At 71.8% G+C, this 15,842-nt stretch carries 14 protein-coding genes; 8 read left to right on the top strand and 6 right to left on the bottom strand.

Annotation, left to right across the window (positions count from 1 at the left end):
- Window positions 1–16 precede the first annotated feature (16 nt).
- Window positions 17–1,318, bottom strand: a complete 1,302-nt coding sequence (locus AB0O40_RS10440; protein WP_365037894.1) for an MFS transporter — start codon at window positions 1,316–1,318, stop codon at window positions 17–19.
- A 182-nt stretch (window positions 1,319–1,500) separates the two neighbouring features.
- A complete protein-coding gene (locus AB0O40_RS10435; RefSeq protein WP_365037891.1) occupies window positions 1,501–1,869 on the bottom strand; it encodes a hypothetical protein in 369 nt (122 codons plus the stop codon).
- Window positions 1,870–2,071: 202 nt separating this feature from the next.
- On the opposite strand from AB0O40_RS10435, the gene AB0O40_RS10430 reads away from it, so the two are divergent.
- Window positions 2,072–2,503: a VOC family protein gene (locus AB0O40_RS10430; protein WP_365037888.1), complete on the top strand. Its 432-nt coding sequence runs from the start codon at window positions 2,072–2,074 to the stop codon at window positions 2,501–2,503.
- Between the two features lie 145 nt (window positions 2,504–2,648).
- Here AB0O40_RS10430 and AB0O40_RS10425 read toward each other — a convergent pair whose 3' ends face one another.
- Window positions 2,649–3,218, bottom strand: coding sequence for a GNAT family N-acetyltransferase (locus AB0O40_RS10425; protein WP_365037885.1), 570 nt, complete (start codon window positions 3,216–3,218; stop codon window positions 2,649–2,651).
- Window positions 3,219–3,382: 164 nt separating this feature from the next.
- Here AB0O40_RS10425 and AB0O40_RS10420 point away from each other — a divergent pair, with 164 nt between their 5' ends.
- The 5 genes from AB0O40_RS10420 to AB0O40_RS10400 all read left to right on the top strand — a co-directional run bounded on the left by AB0O40_RS10420 (window position 3,383) and on the right by AB0O40_RS10400 (window position 10,517).
- Window positions 3,383–4,270, top strand: a complete 888-nt coding sequence (locus AB0O40_RS10420; RefSeq protein WP_365037882.1) for an oxygenase MpaB family protein — start codon at window positions 3,383–3,385, stop codon at window positions 4,268–4,270.
- A 336-nt stretch (window positions 4,271–4,606) separates the two neighbouring features.
- Window positions 4,607–6,052, top strand: coding sequence for a VCBS repeat-containing protein (locus AB0O40_RS10415; protein WP_365037879.1), 1,446 nt, complete (start codon window positions 4,607–4,609; stop codon window positions 6,050–6,052).
- Window positions 6,053–6,317: 265 nt separating this feature from the next.
- Window positions 6,318–8,603 (top strand): hypothetical protein, encoded by a 2,286-nt coding sequence (locus AB0O40_RS10410; protein WP_365037877.1) that lies wholly within the window; start codon window positions 6,318–6,320, stop codon window positions 8,601–8,603.
- A gap of 133 nt (window positions 8,604–8,736) precedes the next feature.
- Window positions 8,737–9,744, top strand: a complete 1,008-nt coding sequence (locus AB0O40_RS10405; protein ID WP_365037874.1) for a quinone oxidoreductase — start codon at window positions 8,737–8,739, stop codon at window positions 9,742–9,744.
- Window positions 9,745–10,037: 293 nt separating this feature from the next.
- Window positions 10,038–10,517: a hypothetical protein gene (locus AB0O40_RS10400; RefSeq protein WP_365037871.1), complete on the top strand. Its 480-nt coding sequence runs from the start codon at window positions 10,038–10,040 to the stop codon at window positions 10,515–10,517.
- Window positions 10,518–10,620: 103 nt separating this feature from the next.
- On the opposite strand, the gene AB0O40_RS10395 is transcribed toward AB0O40_RS10400, so the two are convergent.
- Window positions 10,621–11,235, bottom strand: a complete 615-nt coding sequence (locus tag AB0O40_RS10395) for a hypothetical protein (RefSeq protein ID WP_365037868.1) — start codon at window positions 11,233–11,235, stop codon at window positions 10,621–10,623.
- A gap of 287 nt (window positions 11,236–11,522) precedes the next feature.
- On the opposite strand from AB0O40_RS10395, the gene AB0O40_RS10390 reads away from it, so the two are divergent.
- Window positions 11,523–12,011, top strand: a complete 489-nt coding sequence (locus AB0O40_RS10390) for a hypothetical protein (protein ID WP_365037865.1) — start codon at window positions 11,523–11,525, stop codon at window positions 12,009–12,011.
- A 110-nt stretch (window positions 12,012–12,121) separates the two neighbouring features.
- Here the strand turns inward: AB0O40_RS10390 and AB0O40_RS10385 are convergent, their stop codons facing one another.
- Window positions 12,122–12,502: a hypothetical protein gene (locus tag AB0O40_RS10385; protein ID WP_365037862.1), complete on the bottom strand. Its 381-nt coding sequence runs from the start codon at window positions 12,500–12,502 to the stop codon at window positions 12,122–12,124.
- A gap of 155 nt (window positions 12,503–12,657) precedes the next feature.
- Window positions 12,658–14,658, bottom strand: a complete 2,001-nt coding sequence (locus AB0O40_RS10380; protein WP_365037859.1) for an AAA family ATPase — start codon at window positions 14,656–14,658, stop codon at window positions 12,658–12,660.
- A gap of 597 nt (window positions 14,659–15,255) precedes the next feature.
- On the opposite strand from AB0O40_RS10380, the gene AB0O40_RS10375 reads away from it, so the two are divergent.
- The gene (locus tag AB0O40_RS10375) at window positions 15,256–15,816 is read left to right on the top strand and encodes a helix-turn-helix domain-containing protein (protein WP_365037856.1); all 561 of its coding nucleotides are present in this window, start codon (window positions 15,256–15,258) and stop codon (window positions 15,814–15,816) included.
- Window positions 15,817–15,842: the final 26 nt, after the last annotated feature.

Genomic DNA, 15,842 nt, shown 5'->3' with positions numbered 1-15,842 from the left:
CCGGCCGCCGCCGGTGTCACGGCCGGGCCCCTGCTTCCTTCGCTGTGTCCGTACCGGCCTCCGACCCCGCTCGGGCCGGCTCCGCGGCCCCCGCTGCCGGCCGGCGGCACCTGCGCGCCGCCCGCAGGCCCCATGCACAGGCGGCGACCAGGCCGACGACCACGATGCCCGCACCGGACAGGCGCAGCGTGCCGACGGCGCCGAGGCCGGCTGTCAGAGGTCCCCCGAGTGCGATACCCAGGGGTACCGACAGCACGCGGACGGCGGAGCTCGCAGCGAGGGCCTGGGGTAGCAGCGCGCCGGGCGCCGAGCGCTGGAAGAGCGCTGTCGACAGCGATGAGTACGGCGGCCAGAGCAGCCCGGCCAGGCCGAAGCAGACGATCGACACGCCCGTCGGGGCACCCAGGCCCAGGGGGAGCATCAACACGCCGAAGCCGATGACGATCCCGGCCGTCGCGGGCCACAACCGCCACCGGTTGAGGAAGCCGGTGAGCACGGAACCCAGCACCGCGCCGATGCCGAAGGCCGTGTAGAACGCGGCCAGCCCACCGGCCGAGGAGCCCAGGTCGTCCGACACGTGCAGCGGGAGCGCCACGTACACGGGGCCGAACAGGAAGAAGAACGCGAAGGTCAGGGCGAGGAGTCCGGACAGCGCCGGACTGCGCCGGATCACTGCGAAGCCGGCCGACCGTGAGGCCGTGCCCGCCTCCGGCTCCGGCACCGAGCCCTTGGGGACGACCAGGAAGGTGGCGGCCAGGACGAGGAATGTCGCGGCGTCCACGGCCAGTACGGTCGCCGCGCCCCCGCACCCGATCAGCAGCGTCGCCAGCGGCGGGCCCACCACCGTGGCGACCGACCCCACACCGGACAGCACGGCGTTGCCCGCCAGGTGATCGCGTTCCGGCAGCACCCTGGCGATCAACGTGTAGACACCCGCCTGCCCCCAGGAATGCAGCACGGAGGAGACCGCCAGCAATGCCACGTACCCCTCGATGCCGAGCGCGCCGAAGGTGTACAGCACCGGGACGGCCCCCAACGCGGCAGCGCGCAACGCCGCGTCCCAGCAGACCAGTTGCGCGGGCGGGCGGTGCTGAACGAAACGCCGGAGCAGCAGCGCGCCCACCGCCCCGGACAGCGTGTAGGCGGCCGCCGCCATCGCCACCCAGGCCCCCCGGACGGAGGCCGGTGCCAGCTGGATTGCCAGCCAACTGACCGCCACCACGGCCATGCCGTCACCCAGTGATGAGACGGCCACCCCGGGAAGGACCCGCCGCAGCGTGGGGTGACTGATCACCGGCCAGTACGGCGAAGAGCGCATCACGCGCCCCGGGTTCGGGTCCACAGGCCACCTCCTACGTCAAAGGAACCGACCCGAGATCCTTGCCCCGGCAATGCGCCATGTGAGGGGGGTTTCTCCGCAGGGCATAAGCCTCACGCCCAGCGCGAACGGAGCCGCGTCTTCGGGCACCCGGCCGACCAGGGCTCCGCGCGCGTGCCTCCTCAGGCGGGGGCGGACACATGGCGACAGGGCGCCGGTGGTGCCGGGGCCCAGATGCGAGGCCGGCGCCGGAGCCGGTCGGTGGCTGGTGCGACCACCGGGGGGCTCCAGGTCAGGCCGGGGTGGCGGGAGCGCAGGTGCGCAAGGGCCCGGACGTCCAGGCCGGAACGGCGGAACCGCTCCTGGATGTCGATGGCGGTGATGGTCCCGCGGGCGCAGGTGGGGCACAGCCGGTAGCGGACCTCTCCGACGACCTGTCGGGCGTGCACCAGGAGGAGGCACTCATCGTCGGGACCGGTGGTGCCCGGCAGGTGGGTGGACAGGAAGTCGATCGCCCGGTACGCGAGGAGTCTGCGTCGCAGCCGGGCCATGAGCCGACCGTCGCGCACGTGCCGGCCGACCGTGCCGGACGAGGGACCCCGAGGACGCGCATGCCGTGGATGCATGGCCATCGTGTGCCCAGCCTGCCGCCCGGTATCCGCCCCGGAGGCGACCGGGACGGAGCGCGGAGCCCGCGGGCGGACGGGCTGCCCAGACCCGGGCGGACGAGCAGGGCCCTGTTATCTTGCGCCGATGTCAACGATCAAGCAGTTCCAAGTCACCTTCGACTGCGCGGAACCCGCGCGCCTGGCCGCCTTCTGGTGCGAGGTGCTGGGGTACGTCCTACCGACGGCCCCGGAGGGCTTCGCCACGTGGGAGGAGTACCACCGCACGCTGCCGCCCGAGGACGAGATCTACTTCGCGTGCACCGACCCCTCCGGGGTGGCCCCGCGCCTGCTGTTCCAGCGCGTTCCGGAAGGCAAGGTCGTCAAGAACCGGGTGCACCTCGATGTGCGGGCCGGCATCGGGCTCGTGGGGGACGAGCGTCTGGCCACGCTCGAGGCCGAGTGCGCCCGCCTGATGGCACTCGGCGCGAAGCACGTGCTCACGCAGCGCGCCGACGGTGTCAACGAGTCGTGCATCACGATGCAGGACATCGAGGGCAACGAGTTCTGCCTCGACTGATCCGCTCCGAGGCCGAGCGGGCCGGGAGCCCCGCCGGGTGTCCTTCCGGATGTCGGCGCACGCCGGCCGGAACGTCCGGCGCGTCCCGGCCGCGCCGGTGCCGCCCGACGGGGCCTCCCGCCCGACGACGGCCCGGCGGTGCCGGTCAGCCGCCTGCTCGACCCGCGAGGTCCGCGGCCAGCGCCGCGTAGACGTACTCGCTGCCCCACCGGTCCCCGTCGAGGTCGTTCTCGACCAGGTGCGCCTCGCGGCGCATCCCCAGACGCTCGCAGACCCGTACGGACCCGGCGTTCTCCACGTCCAGCCGTGCGTAGAGGCGGTGTACGCCCAGGGTGTCGAAGGCGAACCGGGCCAGTGCGGCCGCCGCCTCGGTGGCGTAGCCGTGTCCCTCGTGCGCGGGGTCGAGAGTCCAGCCGATCTCCGCCTGGGCGGCCCGGGCACCGGCCAGGGTGATGCTCACCTCGCCGAGCAGACCCGGCTCGTCGCGCCGGCATACCGCGAGCGCCAGCTTGTCCCCGTCGGCCTTCCAGGCCGCCTGCGCCGCCCGCTCCGCGGCGACCTGCACGCTGCGCTCACGCGTGTGCACCGGCCGGTACAGATAGCGCGCCACGCTCGGCAGGCTCTGGTACGCGTGGAGGGCGTCGGCGTCACCGGGGGTGAACAGGCGCAGCGACAGCCGGGACGCGGTCAACGGCAGCAGCGGGGTGATGTCCACGGAGACCTCCGGACGCGGATGCAGATCGATGTGCGGTGGGATTGTCGCACCGCGCCTACCCGGCAGCCACGCCTTTACGGGAGCAGCGGCCGGCCGCCGCCCGGCCGCCCGCCGCCCCGGGCCGGCCGCTTCCCGTGACGCACTCCCGGAGCGACAATTCAATGGTGAACATCTCGGGAGGTCTGGACCGGCTGGTGCCGCCGCGGGCCCGGGACCGCCTCGGTGACGCCCTCTTCAAGCGTGTCGCCGGGCCGTCCGGACCGCAGACGCGGGCCAGGATCCACGACACCCCCGGCCCGCGGTGGTTCGCCCCGGACGAGCCGATCCGCCGCGTCCACGGCGACGCGTCGATGTTCGTCGGCGGGCTGAGCGCGCTGCTGCTGCAGTCCCTCCATCCACGGGCGATGGCCGCGGTGGCCGCCCACTCCGGGTACCGGGGCGACCCCTGGGGTCGCCTCCAGCGGACCAGCACCTTCCTCGCCGTCACCACGTACGGGACCACCGAGGACGCCCAGCGCGCCGTGGACGGCGTGCGCGCGGTCCACGCCCGCATCCGCGGCCGCACCCCGGACGGGGAGCCGTACCGCGCGGACGACCCGCACCTGCTCGAGTGGGTGCACATCGCCGAGGTGGACAGCTTCCTGCGGGCGCACCAGCGCTACGGCGCCCGGCGCCTGACCCCCGCAGAGTGCGACGCGTACGTCGCCGCGGCCGGCCGGGTCGGCCAGGCCCTCGGCGTCCTCGCCCCACCCCTCACCACACGGCAGCTGGCGGACCGGATCGACGCCTTCCGGAGGGAGCTCCGCGGCACCGAGGAGGCCCGGGCCGCGGCCCGCTTCGTCCTGTTCGAGCCCCCGCTGCCGTGGCCCGCGCGGCCCCCGTACGCGCTGCTCGCGGCGGCGGCCGTCGCCCTCCTGCCGCCCTGGGCCCGCAGCCCGCTCGGCCTGCCCCTGCTGCCCCGCACCGAACGGTGGTGCGCGGTACCCGCCGGAGCGGCGGTGACCGGCACCATCCGTTGGGCCATGCACCGCCCGCCCCCACAGCCCGACTGACGCGCAGCACCGGCACCGGCGGCGCTCGGGACCGGCGGCGCTCGGGACCGGGCGAGAGCCGGCCTCCGTCCGACGCGAACGGGCACCGGCCCGCGAGGCCGCGTGCGACGGGTGCGGCCGGTCCATCTAACCCTCTGTGGTGTCCTGATGCGGCCCGGCCGCTAGCGGACCGTCACTGCCCCTTCCTGCGCCCCTCGCACCTCGGCACACTCGAACGCGTCTGGAGAAGCCGCCGGACCGCACCGCTGCTGCGGCCGCCGGGTCCCGCACCTCCGATGTCCCCCGCACCCGGCCCCGCCGGGAGCAGTCCTCAACTCCGCACCGAACGAGGTGACATTGAAGACTCACACCGCACTGCGCCGCGTCCTCGGCGGGCTGCTCGGCACTGCCGCGATCGCCGCCGCCACACTCGCCGTCACGGCCGCCGATGCCGCCCTCGCCCCGCAGACCGCCTCGGCGGCGTCCGTGCCGGGTGGCCCGATCGCCGCTTCCGAGGTGCTCGACCGCGCCCAGTACTGGGCCGACCAGGGGTACACGTACCTCAACAGCTCCGACCGGGGCACCTGGCGCACCGGCCCGGCCGGCAGCGACCGCTACCGGCGCGACTGCTCCGGGCTCCTGTCCATGGCCTGGAACCTGGGCGAGGGCTCGTACGACACCACGGTGTACGAGAAGTGGATCGGCGGCCGGCTCACCCGCCTGTCCGGTTTCGACGCCCTGCGCCCGGGCGACGCCGTCCTCCGGGTGGGCTTAGAGAAACTGTCCAACCACGTCGAGCTCTTCTCGCACTGGAAGGACCCGGCCGACCACGCACAGGGCGGCTACTTCTACTCGTTCAACTCGCCCGGCGAGACCGTGCGGACCCCGTACGCCGCCAGCAACTTCGGGAACCGGGGCTTCCACACCCTGAGCAGCCTCGCCCAGAACTACGAGTACGCCGTCCGCTACGACGGCGTCGTGGACGCCGGCGGGGCCGGCGGATCCGGCTCGGTGCCCACCGGGACCGCCGCCGACGTCAACCTCGACGGCATCGACGACGTCCTCGCCAAGGACGCGGCCGGCGACGTCTGGGCGTACCCGCGCACCACGAGCGGCAGCTGGGGCACCCGATACCGCGTCGGCACCGGCTTCGACGGGACCGACGGCCTGAACATCGCCGACGTCACCCTCGACGGCCGGCCCGACCTGATCGTCCGCTTCACCGGCAACGGATCCCTCCGCGTCTTCCCGCACACCGGCAGCACGACCAGTCCGTACACGGGGAACGGGGCGCTCATCGGCACGGGCTTCGGCGGCTTCGACGCGCTGAACTTCGCCGACGTCACCCTGGACGGGCGGCCCGACCTCGCGGCGCGGACGCCCGGGGGCGAGATACGGCTGTTCACCCACACCGGCGACGCGGGCGCCCCGTACGCCGGCGGCGGCACCGTCATCGGTACCGGATTCACCGGCTTCGACGCGGTGAACTTCGCGGACGTGAGCCGGGACGGCCGGCCCGACCTGGTCGTCCGGGCGGCCAACGGCGACCTGCGGCTCTTCGCGCACACCGGAAACCCGTCCGCCCCGTACGCGGGCAACGGCAGCCTCATCGGAACCGGGTTCACCAGCTTCACCGGCCTCCTGTTCGGCGACATGAACCGCGACGGGAACACCGACCTGATCGCCCGCGCCGCCAACGGCGACCTCAAGACCTTCCCCCACAGCGGCAGCACCACCAGCCCGTACGGCGGCCAGGGCACGCTCATCGGCACCGGCTGGGCAGGGATGACCGACCTCGACTGACGAGAACCACTGCCCGAAGCGGACGCCGGAGGCCAGGCCTCCGGCGTCCACCGGTGTCACGCCCCGTCCCCGACTCGCGGACAGCGGATCGAACGAAGCGGATCCGGTCGTGGTGATGCTCCTTTCGACGCCGACAGGTGGCCCGCTGGTCTGACGCGCCCCGGGCGGTGCCCCTGCCAGGCTCGATCCGTCAGGCGGGCCGTGTGGCCTGCCGTCGTACGGGGCCACCCGGACCGGTCGTGCCGGTCGAGGAGGAGTAGGGGTCATGGGAGACAACACGAGGCGCCGCGGCCAGGGGCGGCACCGGAAGCCGGCCCGCCCGCCGGGAAGGCACGGGGGCGCCGGCCGGGTGGGCGTACGGATCGCCGCGCTCGGCCTGACCGCGACGGCCGGGGCCGCGCTGGGCACAGGCCAGGCACTCGCGGCGGAGACGCCCGACGGTCCCGGGACCCGTGCCGCGGCGCAAGGGGCCGACCCGGCTGCGGCCGCCGGCCCCCGGCAGCCACCGGCATACGTGTACCGCGGCGTGCAGATCCAGCCCGAGGACTTCACCCCGCGCTATGACCCCGGCAAGCCGTTCCGACTCCCCACGTATGTGTCCTCCGGTACCTTCCTCGAGGCGAACCCCGGCCGGGCCTTCACGGAGGGCATGGTCTCCCGGGTGACGACAGACCTCTCGATCCAGGAGCACCTGGCGGGCGGCGAACGGAACCTCAGCCCCTACATATCCACCTCCGAGAGCCCCGTCACGGCGAGGGAGTTCGCACTGGGCACGGGGAACTTCCCCGCGACCTACGCCTTCGAACGCCGCATCGGCCCGGACGGGGCCCCACGGACGTACGCGGTCTCCCGGGGCATCGTCTACACGATCAAGCCCGAGGGGATGGCCTACGCCGAGGACATGGCACGGCAGGCAGGGGTGGCGGAGAAGGAGTCCGTCCGGACCAAGCTCAGCCAGCAGGAATGGGTGGCAGACCGGAAGATAGCGCCGCAGAACGTCCAGGGTTACCAGGTGTACGAGCGCGTCGCCGAACTGGACGCCAGGGGATACCCCAAGAAGTGGTCACCCGCGGCGGAGTCGCAGGGATACTTCACCGTCGACGGCAAGACCCAGCTGCCAGCCGCGGAGAAGGCGCCCGGCGTGCTCGCCGCACAGGCCGGGGCTTCCGAACCAGCGGGGGCCGGCGTGGAGGAAGGCTCCTCGGCCTCGTGCCGGGTGTCCCGGTCGGTCACGTCACGCGGGTGCGGGCTCACTGGTGAAGCAGGCCGGGGAGAAGAAGGCCGCTCTGGGTACGCCGAGGAAAGGCCCCCGGTCTCCGAAGAGCCAGGGCCGAGGCGGTATCCGGCCGCCGATGAGGCCAGAGGGACGGTCCGGCCCCCCGTCGCCGCACCGGAGGGCGAGGATCCGGCTGGCGCGTACCGCAGGAGCGCCGGCTCGAGCCGCGGCGTCGGGCTTGCCGGCGCCGGTGCCGGCGCCATGGTCGGGGGACAGCTCAACGAGAAGTTCCTGGGTCCGTACCTGAGGACGATCGACGCGGACTCGTGCACCGAGAACTCGGCCTGCTGGTCGACCGAGGTGCAGAACAGCTTCGCCGAACGGTGGTTCGGCCTGCCGGAGTCCGAACGGACGCCCCAGAAGGCGCAGGACATCGCCGACGAGTTCAGGGCGGAGTTCCGTGAACGCCTGTCCTCCGCGGAGGCGAAGGGCTGGTCGGCGGACCGCCTCCAGGCCAGACGGACCGACCTCGCCGCCGTCGAAGGGATCCTCGACCGCCTGCCCGAGCAGGCCGCCGACGGCAGGATCGACGCCGGCGGATTCGCGGCAGGGCGGGACGCGGCGTCGCAGTACGCCGGCGCGGACCCGGGCGCCGACGCGCTGGTCGAGCAGAGGCAGAAGGCCTGGGAGGAGCATCTGACGAGCCATCCCGACGCGTCCCCCGACGACTGGTCCCGCTCCTACGACCTCGGCCTGACCGGCAACGCGTACGCGTACGCCCCCGGCTCCCCGTGGTACCGGGTGCCCGACCAGATCCTGCGTACCTTCACCCCCGACTCCGTGATGTGGAACGTGTTCGGCGTCAACAGCGAGACGCGGGAACTGCGGCAGGCGCGTTCCTTCAGCCAGACCCTCAACGAGACCGCACTGCGGTCACCGGCATCGGACGCGGACGCCGGCCCGGACACCCCGAAGACCGTGAAACGGGAGGTGGCCGACATCAAGGTCGAGTCGCTGACGGACCCCATGAACCCCCTCCGCCAGACAGGCACCACGCCACCGGCCGACCCGTCCGACGACGAGACACAAGAGGAGGCGACCCAGGAGCCCGAGCCGGAACAACAGGAACAAGAACAAGCCCAGGCCCCGGACCAGGAGGAACCGGAGCTGGACCAAGTTCAGGAGCAGGAGCAGGAGCAGGAGCAGGCCGCGGAAGAGGAGAGCCCCGTCCAGGAGGCGGAGCCCGAGCAGGACCAGGCCTGGGACGAGGACACCGCGGCGGAAATCGACGACACCGCCTCCGAGGAAACCGCCTCCGACGAAACGTACGACTGAACCGAGGCGGTTCTGCTGCTCGGCCCGTGCCCGGTGGACCCATGACGGCCGGGGCGGCGGTCCGATCCGGTCGCCGGGAATCGGATCGCGATCACCGTGGTTGGTGGGGGATGAAACGATCATCGGAGGGGTCATGCGAGCGATTCAGGTGTACGAGGTGGGCGGTCCCGAGGTGCTGCAGGAGGCCGAGGTGGACCAGCCGCGGCCGGGCCCGGGCGAGGCGGTCGTGGAGGTCGCCGCATCCGGCGTCAACTTCCTCGACGTCTACCACCGCGAAGGCCGGTACAGCATGCCGCTGCCCTTCACCCCGGGCGCCGAGGGCGCCGGCACGGTCGTCGAGGTCGGACCCGGCGTCGCCGACGTCGCAGTCGGGGACCGGGTCGGCTGGGTGGAGATTCCCGGCACGTACGCCGAGCGGGCCGTCGTGGACTCCTCCCGGCTGGTCCCGCTGCCCGACGACATCGACTTCGAGACGGCCGCCGCCGTGCTCCTCCAAGGCATCACGGCGCACTATCTCATCAAGGACGCCTACCCGGTCCAGAAGGGCGACACGGTACTCGTGCACGCGGCTGCCGGTGGCATGGGGCTGCTCCTGACCCAGCTCATCACCCATCTCGGCGGCAGGGTGATCGGTACGACGTCGACCACGGCGAAGGCCGAACTGGCCAAGCGCGCCGGGGCAGCCGAGGTGATCCTCTCCTCCGCGTTCGATCTCGCAGCCGAGGTCAGGCGGCTCAACGACGGTCACGGACTCCCGGTCGTCTTCGACGGCGTCGGCGCGCACACCTTCGATGCGAGCCTCGCCAGCCTCCGGCCCCGCGGCCATCTCGTGCTCTTCGGCGCGGCGAGTGGCGCCGTGCCTCCGTTCGATCCGATGCGGCTCGCCGGCGGCGGTTCGCTGACCCTGATCCGGCCCAGCCTCGGTGACTTCATCGCCGACCGGTCCGAACTCCTCCGCCGGGCCGCCGAGGTGTTCGAGTGGGTACGCTCCCAGGCGCTCGAAGTCACCGTGACGGGCCGCTACGCCTTGTCCGAAGCCGCCCAGGCCCACAGCGACCTGGAGGCCCGCCGCACCACCGGCAAGCTCCTCGTCATACCCGATGCGGCCGCCGTCGGACGGCGCGAGGAGACGCAGAGCTGATCGCGGGTGACGGGGTCGGGGATCTTGGAGACTGAGATGCCGGAGGCGTAACGGGGCGTTCGTAGGCGCGCCGCGGGTCAGCAAGCCGCACCCCAACGGAGCTCCCTCGGCAGAGCGTGAGCTTGGCGGTTTCGGGCAGCCATACCTTCACCTGGTTGGTCAAGACGTGGGTGGCGCCGCCCTGCAACCTCAAGTCGAAGACGATCGTCATCCACGCCCCCCGCAAGGGGGACATGTCCAGCGGAAGGCAGAGCCGGTGAGATCCGCGATCCGCTCGGGGGGCGCACCACTGTATGGCTGTGCGCCGCCGTGGCGGCATTGTGCGCCGCAGGCTGCAGTCCGACGGAACGGCAGACACGGCACCCACCAGCACGCGGCCCGTCGCGTCGCGAAGCGCCGCTGCTCCGGATGATGGTGCCGCCGCGGAGGCCGTCCTGCAGCGGGCGTTCGCCGACCGGGAGGCCCTGGGCGGAGGCAGGGGGCACCTGGAGCCGCAGTTCGACAACACGCTTCCGGCTGTCCCGAACGACGTCGTGAGTGTCACCTTCGCTTTCACCTGCACCAGCCCGGCGAAAGTGCTCCTGAAAGTCACGCTCGACAACAACCCGATCCCGGGGGCGGAGAAATCACTCTCATGCGGAAACTCCGTGTCCCAGGTGAGTTTTGACGTCACAAAAGATCGCCTCATCGGATTCAACGCCGAGGTGACCGGCCCGCACAACGGCGGTTTCGCCTACGCCTACTACGCAGAGAAAACCCAGCCGGCGTCGTAGCACCCCGGCCCCGGCCAAGGCCCGCAGGGCTTCCTGCGGGCCTTGGCCATCTCACCTGTCCAGAAGATCGCCGAGCCGGACTTTCGTCCGGCCCGGCCCGGGCCTACCCGCGCATGTTCAACGGTATCTTCCCGTGGCGCGCCGTCGACCGCTCGAGGCGCGTCGCCGACGATTGCGGGCGCGGTGGTTCTTGGCGTCCGGCGGGGGTGAAGACGATCACGTACGACTCCAGCCCCTCGTAGGGGGCGTCCCCGCCCTCCCGCAGGGCGGCGTCGAAGCGTTCAGCCGACTCGCCTCGGCCGTGCGCCCAGACCTGGACCCGGTACGTCGAGCCGGGATCGAGCTCCAGGACGGGCTCACCCGGCGCGATCGCCCGCCCCCACAGGTGCACCGCCCAGGCGGTGGGGACGGCGGGCCCCGATGTCGGGCCCCACACCTCCATCCGCCCCCCGTACACCGGCCTGTACGACAGCGCGCCCAGCAACTCCCAGCCCTGTGCCGGCGGGCCCGGGCTGTCGGACAGGGCCAACACCACGCGAGCCCCGTGGTCCTGGACGCGGGAGACAACGGTGATGCACCCGGCCGTGGGGATCACGTCCCGCTCCGTCTTGAAGTCCGGCCTGTCGTCGTACGTCGTGAAGCCCTCCTCCACCGCCTCACCCACGTCAAAGTGCGCGAACTCCACATCGACCAGACCGGCCCCGCTCACCGCAAGCACCGCCCCTCCTCTCCGCCGCAACACCCCGACCCTCCCAGCCTTCGGGACCGCTGCGACCGAGGTTGACTGAAACCCCTCGCAGCGCCGGGCGCCGCGACGCGCCTGCGGGGATAGGCGTTCACGGATGCGTCGAGCCGCCGCTACACGAGGAGTGCGCGGCCCGGGAGCGGCGCGCTTTCCGCACCGTAGCGGGTGGAGCGAGCGGAGCCTGTCAATTGCTGCCCGGTGGGGCAGCCTCCGCATCGTATGCGATCATTCAGGCGACTAAATATTCGCAGCGAGGAAATATGTGGTTCGAAAAGCCCTTGTCCGAGAACCGCCAGAACTGGACGCTGGATCCGTTGGTATCCGTGGGGCCGCTTGAATTTGGGATGAATCCCAGCGAGGTGGAATCGGCGCTTGAGTCGAACGAGGGGGTTCAGTCGAACGGGCTGGCGGTCTTCTCCCGATTCCGGGACCGGGGGATCACCGCATACTATTCCCACCGTACTGACCTGCGCTTGGTCGCTGTTTCCGTGGATCCTCTGATCGGTCCTCAGGTGCATTTCGGAGGCGAGGACCTGACGGGGCGGCTTCCGTCAGAGCTTGATCCGTGGATCGATCGGATGGCGGACGGCGGGCATGAGCTTCTCTTCACGTCGACCGGGCAGCCGAGCTTCCGCGACCTGGGAATTCTCCTAGGGCTGCGCCCGAATGGTGATCGAGCCTGCAGCTGGCCGATTCTCCTGGGTGGAGAATGGGCCGACAGCGACTGGGATGCCCTGCCCATCCACTGAAAGACCATCACGCCATGGCCCCCGGCCTTCTTCCACGCGGGACCTGGTGGCGGAGGCCAGGAGCCGTGGCGCCCATGGTTCTCCTCGGCACCTCGGGATGGTGTGGAACGTCAGGTGGTTCGGCAGAGGCGGAGGCCCCGTTTCAGGACCTCGTCGATGCTCACTTTGAGGCCGTGTCCGAGGCTCGGGGAGTATGCCCAGATGGCGTCGGGACGCGGATAGCCGCGGTCTTGGGCCATGCCGTTGATTCCGTACTCGAAACCGCTGGTGGCGAAGGTGACGAGTAGACCGTCGCGGCAGCGGAGCTCTCCGTCCGGGACGGTGAACGGCCACTTGGCGAAGTCGGCCGCCGCCACCTGCTCCCTGGTGGGGCTGGACGGCTTGTCGTCGGCGGAGCTGCTGAGGAGCGCGATCGTGACGACAAGCGCGCTCAGCCCGAAGAACGCTGTCGCGCACGCCTTGGCCCAGGACGGCGGTGTTTCCTCGGACATTCCCCTCCCCAGGTGCGGCTGCGCACAGGCTATGGGGAGTTGCCTGCAGAATGCCGGGTTCACCCCAAGAGACCTCCCGGCGGAGCTACGGGCACGCTGGGCGAGGGCGCATGGCGGCGCGCTGGAATGCCCTCCTTTCCCCTGGCGCAGCGACATCAGGACCGGTGGCCGCGTGCTCCTTCATCGAACGCAAGGTCGTAGCTGTCGTCGCCGAGGCGGCCCCGTGCCATGCGTTCCCCCTCTTCACGCAGCGGTCCAAGTTCCGGGGTCCCGCGCTGCGGGTGGCCGACCATCTGCCACAGCGTGTACCCCGCACCGGCGGCGCGTGCGGATGCGGCGGCGTCGCCGCCGGCAGCATGAGCTGCGGCGAGAAGGTCCAGCCCGAGGGCTGCGCCGAAGCTGTCACCGAGGTGGTTCTTCGCCTCCAGCATGGAGCGGGCATACACCGCGGCGCCCGACGGGTCGTCGTCCAGGAGGGCGATCAGCGACAGCTGGTAGTCGAGGTAGGAACGTGCCCACTGCTCTCCGATCTCGATACAGCCAGACCGCAGTGCCTCGGCCTCGGATCTCGCCTCGGCACGCAGTCCGGTGGCCGTCAGGGCGAAGACCCGCGCAAGGTGGCAGCGCAGCCGGGCAGCCGAGGTGAAGGCGCCCCCCGGCAGGGCTTCCAGGGCATTCTCGGTCACGATCCGGGCCGCCAGCGGGCGCCCGGCGACCAAATGGCACAAGCCCAGTAGGTAGGCTGCGTCGAGGGTCTGGTCGGCGTTCCTGGGGCCGTGGGCCACCATCGCCGCCGCTTCGCCGGCGATCGCGAGATCGCGAGCCGCCCCCTCCTCCCCTCGGAGCAGGAGTACCACGCCCAGGGCCCAACGGGCGCGGGTCGCCAGTGCCTCGCCCGGGCGGGATGCGGAGGACAGGGCCTGGGCGAGGTAGTCGTTCGCCTCTCGCAGGTGTCCGCAACAGGCCCAGAAGAAGGCCGCTCCGGCCGCTACGGCCAGGGCCTGGTCCGGGTCGGTGCGCAGCAGGAAGTCCAGGGCCGCGCAGAGGTCGCGGTGATGGTCTCGCAGGCGCTGGTACCAGGCGCCCTGTTCCGGGCCGAGCCATCCTTCCTCCGCCTGGCGCACCAGGCTTCCGAAGTGGGCGGCGTGCCGGATGCGCAGCGTGTGACGCTCCCCGATGTGCCCCAACCACATGTCACCGTACTCTCGGACCGTGTCGAGCATGCTGTGGTCGGTGCCGCGGCGCCTCACGACGGACTTGGCGGCCAGGCCGTCCAGCGCGGCCGACACCCCGTCAGGATCGAGCGGTCCGCCCGCGCATACGGCGCGTGCATCCGCTTCCTCGAAACGGCCCTGGAACACAGAAAGGCGGGCCCACAGCAGCCGCTCGCCCGGCTCGCACCCCTCATGGCTCCAGCCGATCGCCGTGCGCAGGCTCCGGTGCCTGCGCGGCCCGTGGGGCCGGTTCGCCGTCAGCGGGTCGACGCGGCGGCGCAATCGGAGCGCGAGCTCCTCCATCGACAGGTGACCCAGCTGCGCAGCGGCCAGTTCCAGTGTGAGGGGGATGCCCTGGAGGCGGTGGCAGATCTCGCGCGCCACGCCGACACGTTCTGCCGGCCACGGCAACGCCAGCCCCTGGTCTGCGACCGCGGCTCGGCGGGCAAACAGTTCCAGCGCGTCGTCATGTCCCAACGGCCCCAGCGGTACGACGTACTCGGCCGGCAGTCCCAGTGCGCGGCGGCTGGTGGCCACGACGGAGAGCCCCGGCGCTACGGTCAGCAAGTCCGCTACGAGGGCGGCGGCCTCACCGCTCACGTGTTCGCAGGAATCGAGGACGAGGAGCAGCCGACGTCCACCCAGCCAGGCGCACAGGGCGTCCATGGGCTCACGGGCAGTATGGTCGGCCAGACCGAACGCACCGGCCACGACCGTTGCGAGCGAGGTGCCCTCCGGCAGCGAAGACAGCTCTGCCCAATGCACCGCGCCTGGAGGAACCGGGGCGTACCGCTCCAGGTACCGGCTGACGAGCCGACTCTTGCCCGTCCCCCCAGGGCCTACCACCGTGACCAGCCGGCTCCCCTTCGCCGCCGCCACGACCAGGTCCAGTTCACACTGGCGCCCGACGAACACACCCGATGTATCAAGATGCTCCTGCATGCCAGCAGTCTGGCGCGCTCAACCGGTACACGATGTCGGACGGGGCACCGATCCGGATCGTCCTGAAGACCTGGGGGAGGGCTGAACCACAAGGCGAACCTGCCAGCCGTACAGCGCTTGAGGCAAAACGACCCGGGGGGAGTACCGCCACTCCTACGGAGGACATGCTCCGGCTCCGTCCGCGTCACGTGCACGCCGAGAAGGCCGGCAAGGTGACCCGCGGGATTGATACCACGTCCACCGCGGAGGGATGCCGTCGCCTTTCCCTGCCGGCTGGGACTGAGCGGCCAGGTCGGTACTGTGGATCTGACGCGGGGGTCGGTGGCCCGGGGGCCGCCGCTGTTGCCGCCGTCATGTCTGGCTCTCCTACCCGGCACCGGACCGGCCCGTTCGCCCTCTCGTACGGGTCCTCGGCCGGCCGTGGGAGCGCCCGGCGGAAGCGAACAGACCCACCCCTGCCTCATGGCCCTCAGGCCACCCCTGGTGCCGATGCTGCCCAGACCGTCGGCATGCTGCCGGCCCCGGCCGCGCTGCGGCATCCGGGTGATCGTCCGTCACCTCGCATCACAGACAGCGCGCACGGATTGTCACATCGATATGACAACAGCGCATCAGCAGATCATCCCCTCCCAGACCGGTGTCACCGCGTCCCGGGCGTCGCGGCCACGGCCCGGTGACCTGCCCGACCCGGACGAGCGGCGACGGCTGCGTGAGCGGTGGGGCCTGTCGACCCGGCAGGTGGCGGCGGCGTTCGGGGTGACGCCTGCCACCGTCCGCTCCTGGGAGCGGGGCCGCTCGACACCGCGGGGGAGCCGCAAGGAGGCCTACCGGAGGTTGCTGGCCGGTCTGGCTCAGCACAGCCACGTGGCCATGTCCCGCGCGGCGGAACACGACCGGCTCGCGACGGCAGAAGCCCGGAGTCGTCCGGCCCGCCGCCCGGCCGCCGCCCCGGTGCCAGTCGTGCGGCACAGCACCATGCCCGGACCGACATGCCCGACCCCCCCTGCGGAGGGCTCGGTGCCGTACGTCGCCACCGGTCGGAAAGAGGATGACCCGGTCGCGGCGGAGCGTATCCGGCGGCTCCGGCTGCTGGGTGCCGCAGCCTGCGTGTGGTCGCTCGCCCTCTGGCTGATCCTCACCTGCCCACCAAGCATCTGACGGCACCGGCCGGACGACGCGCGGCC

Source organism: Streptomyces sp. NPDC089919, assembly GCF_040684615.1.
GTDB lineage: Bacteria > Actinomycetota > Actinomycetes > Streptomycetales > Streptomycetaceae > Streptomyces.
This window is presented reverse-complemented; position numbering and strand designations above follow the sequence as displayed.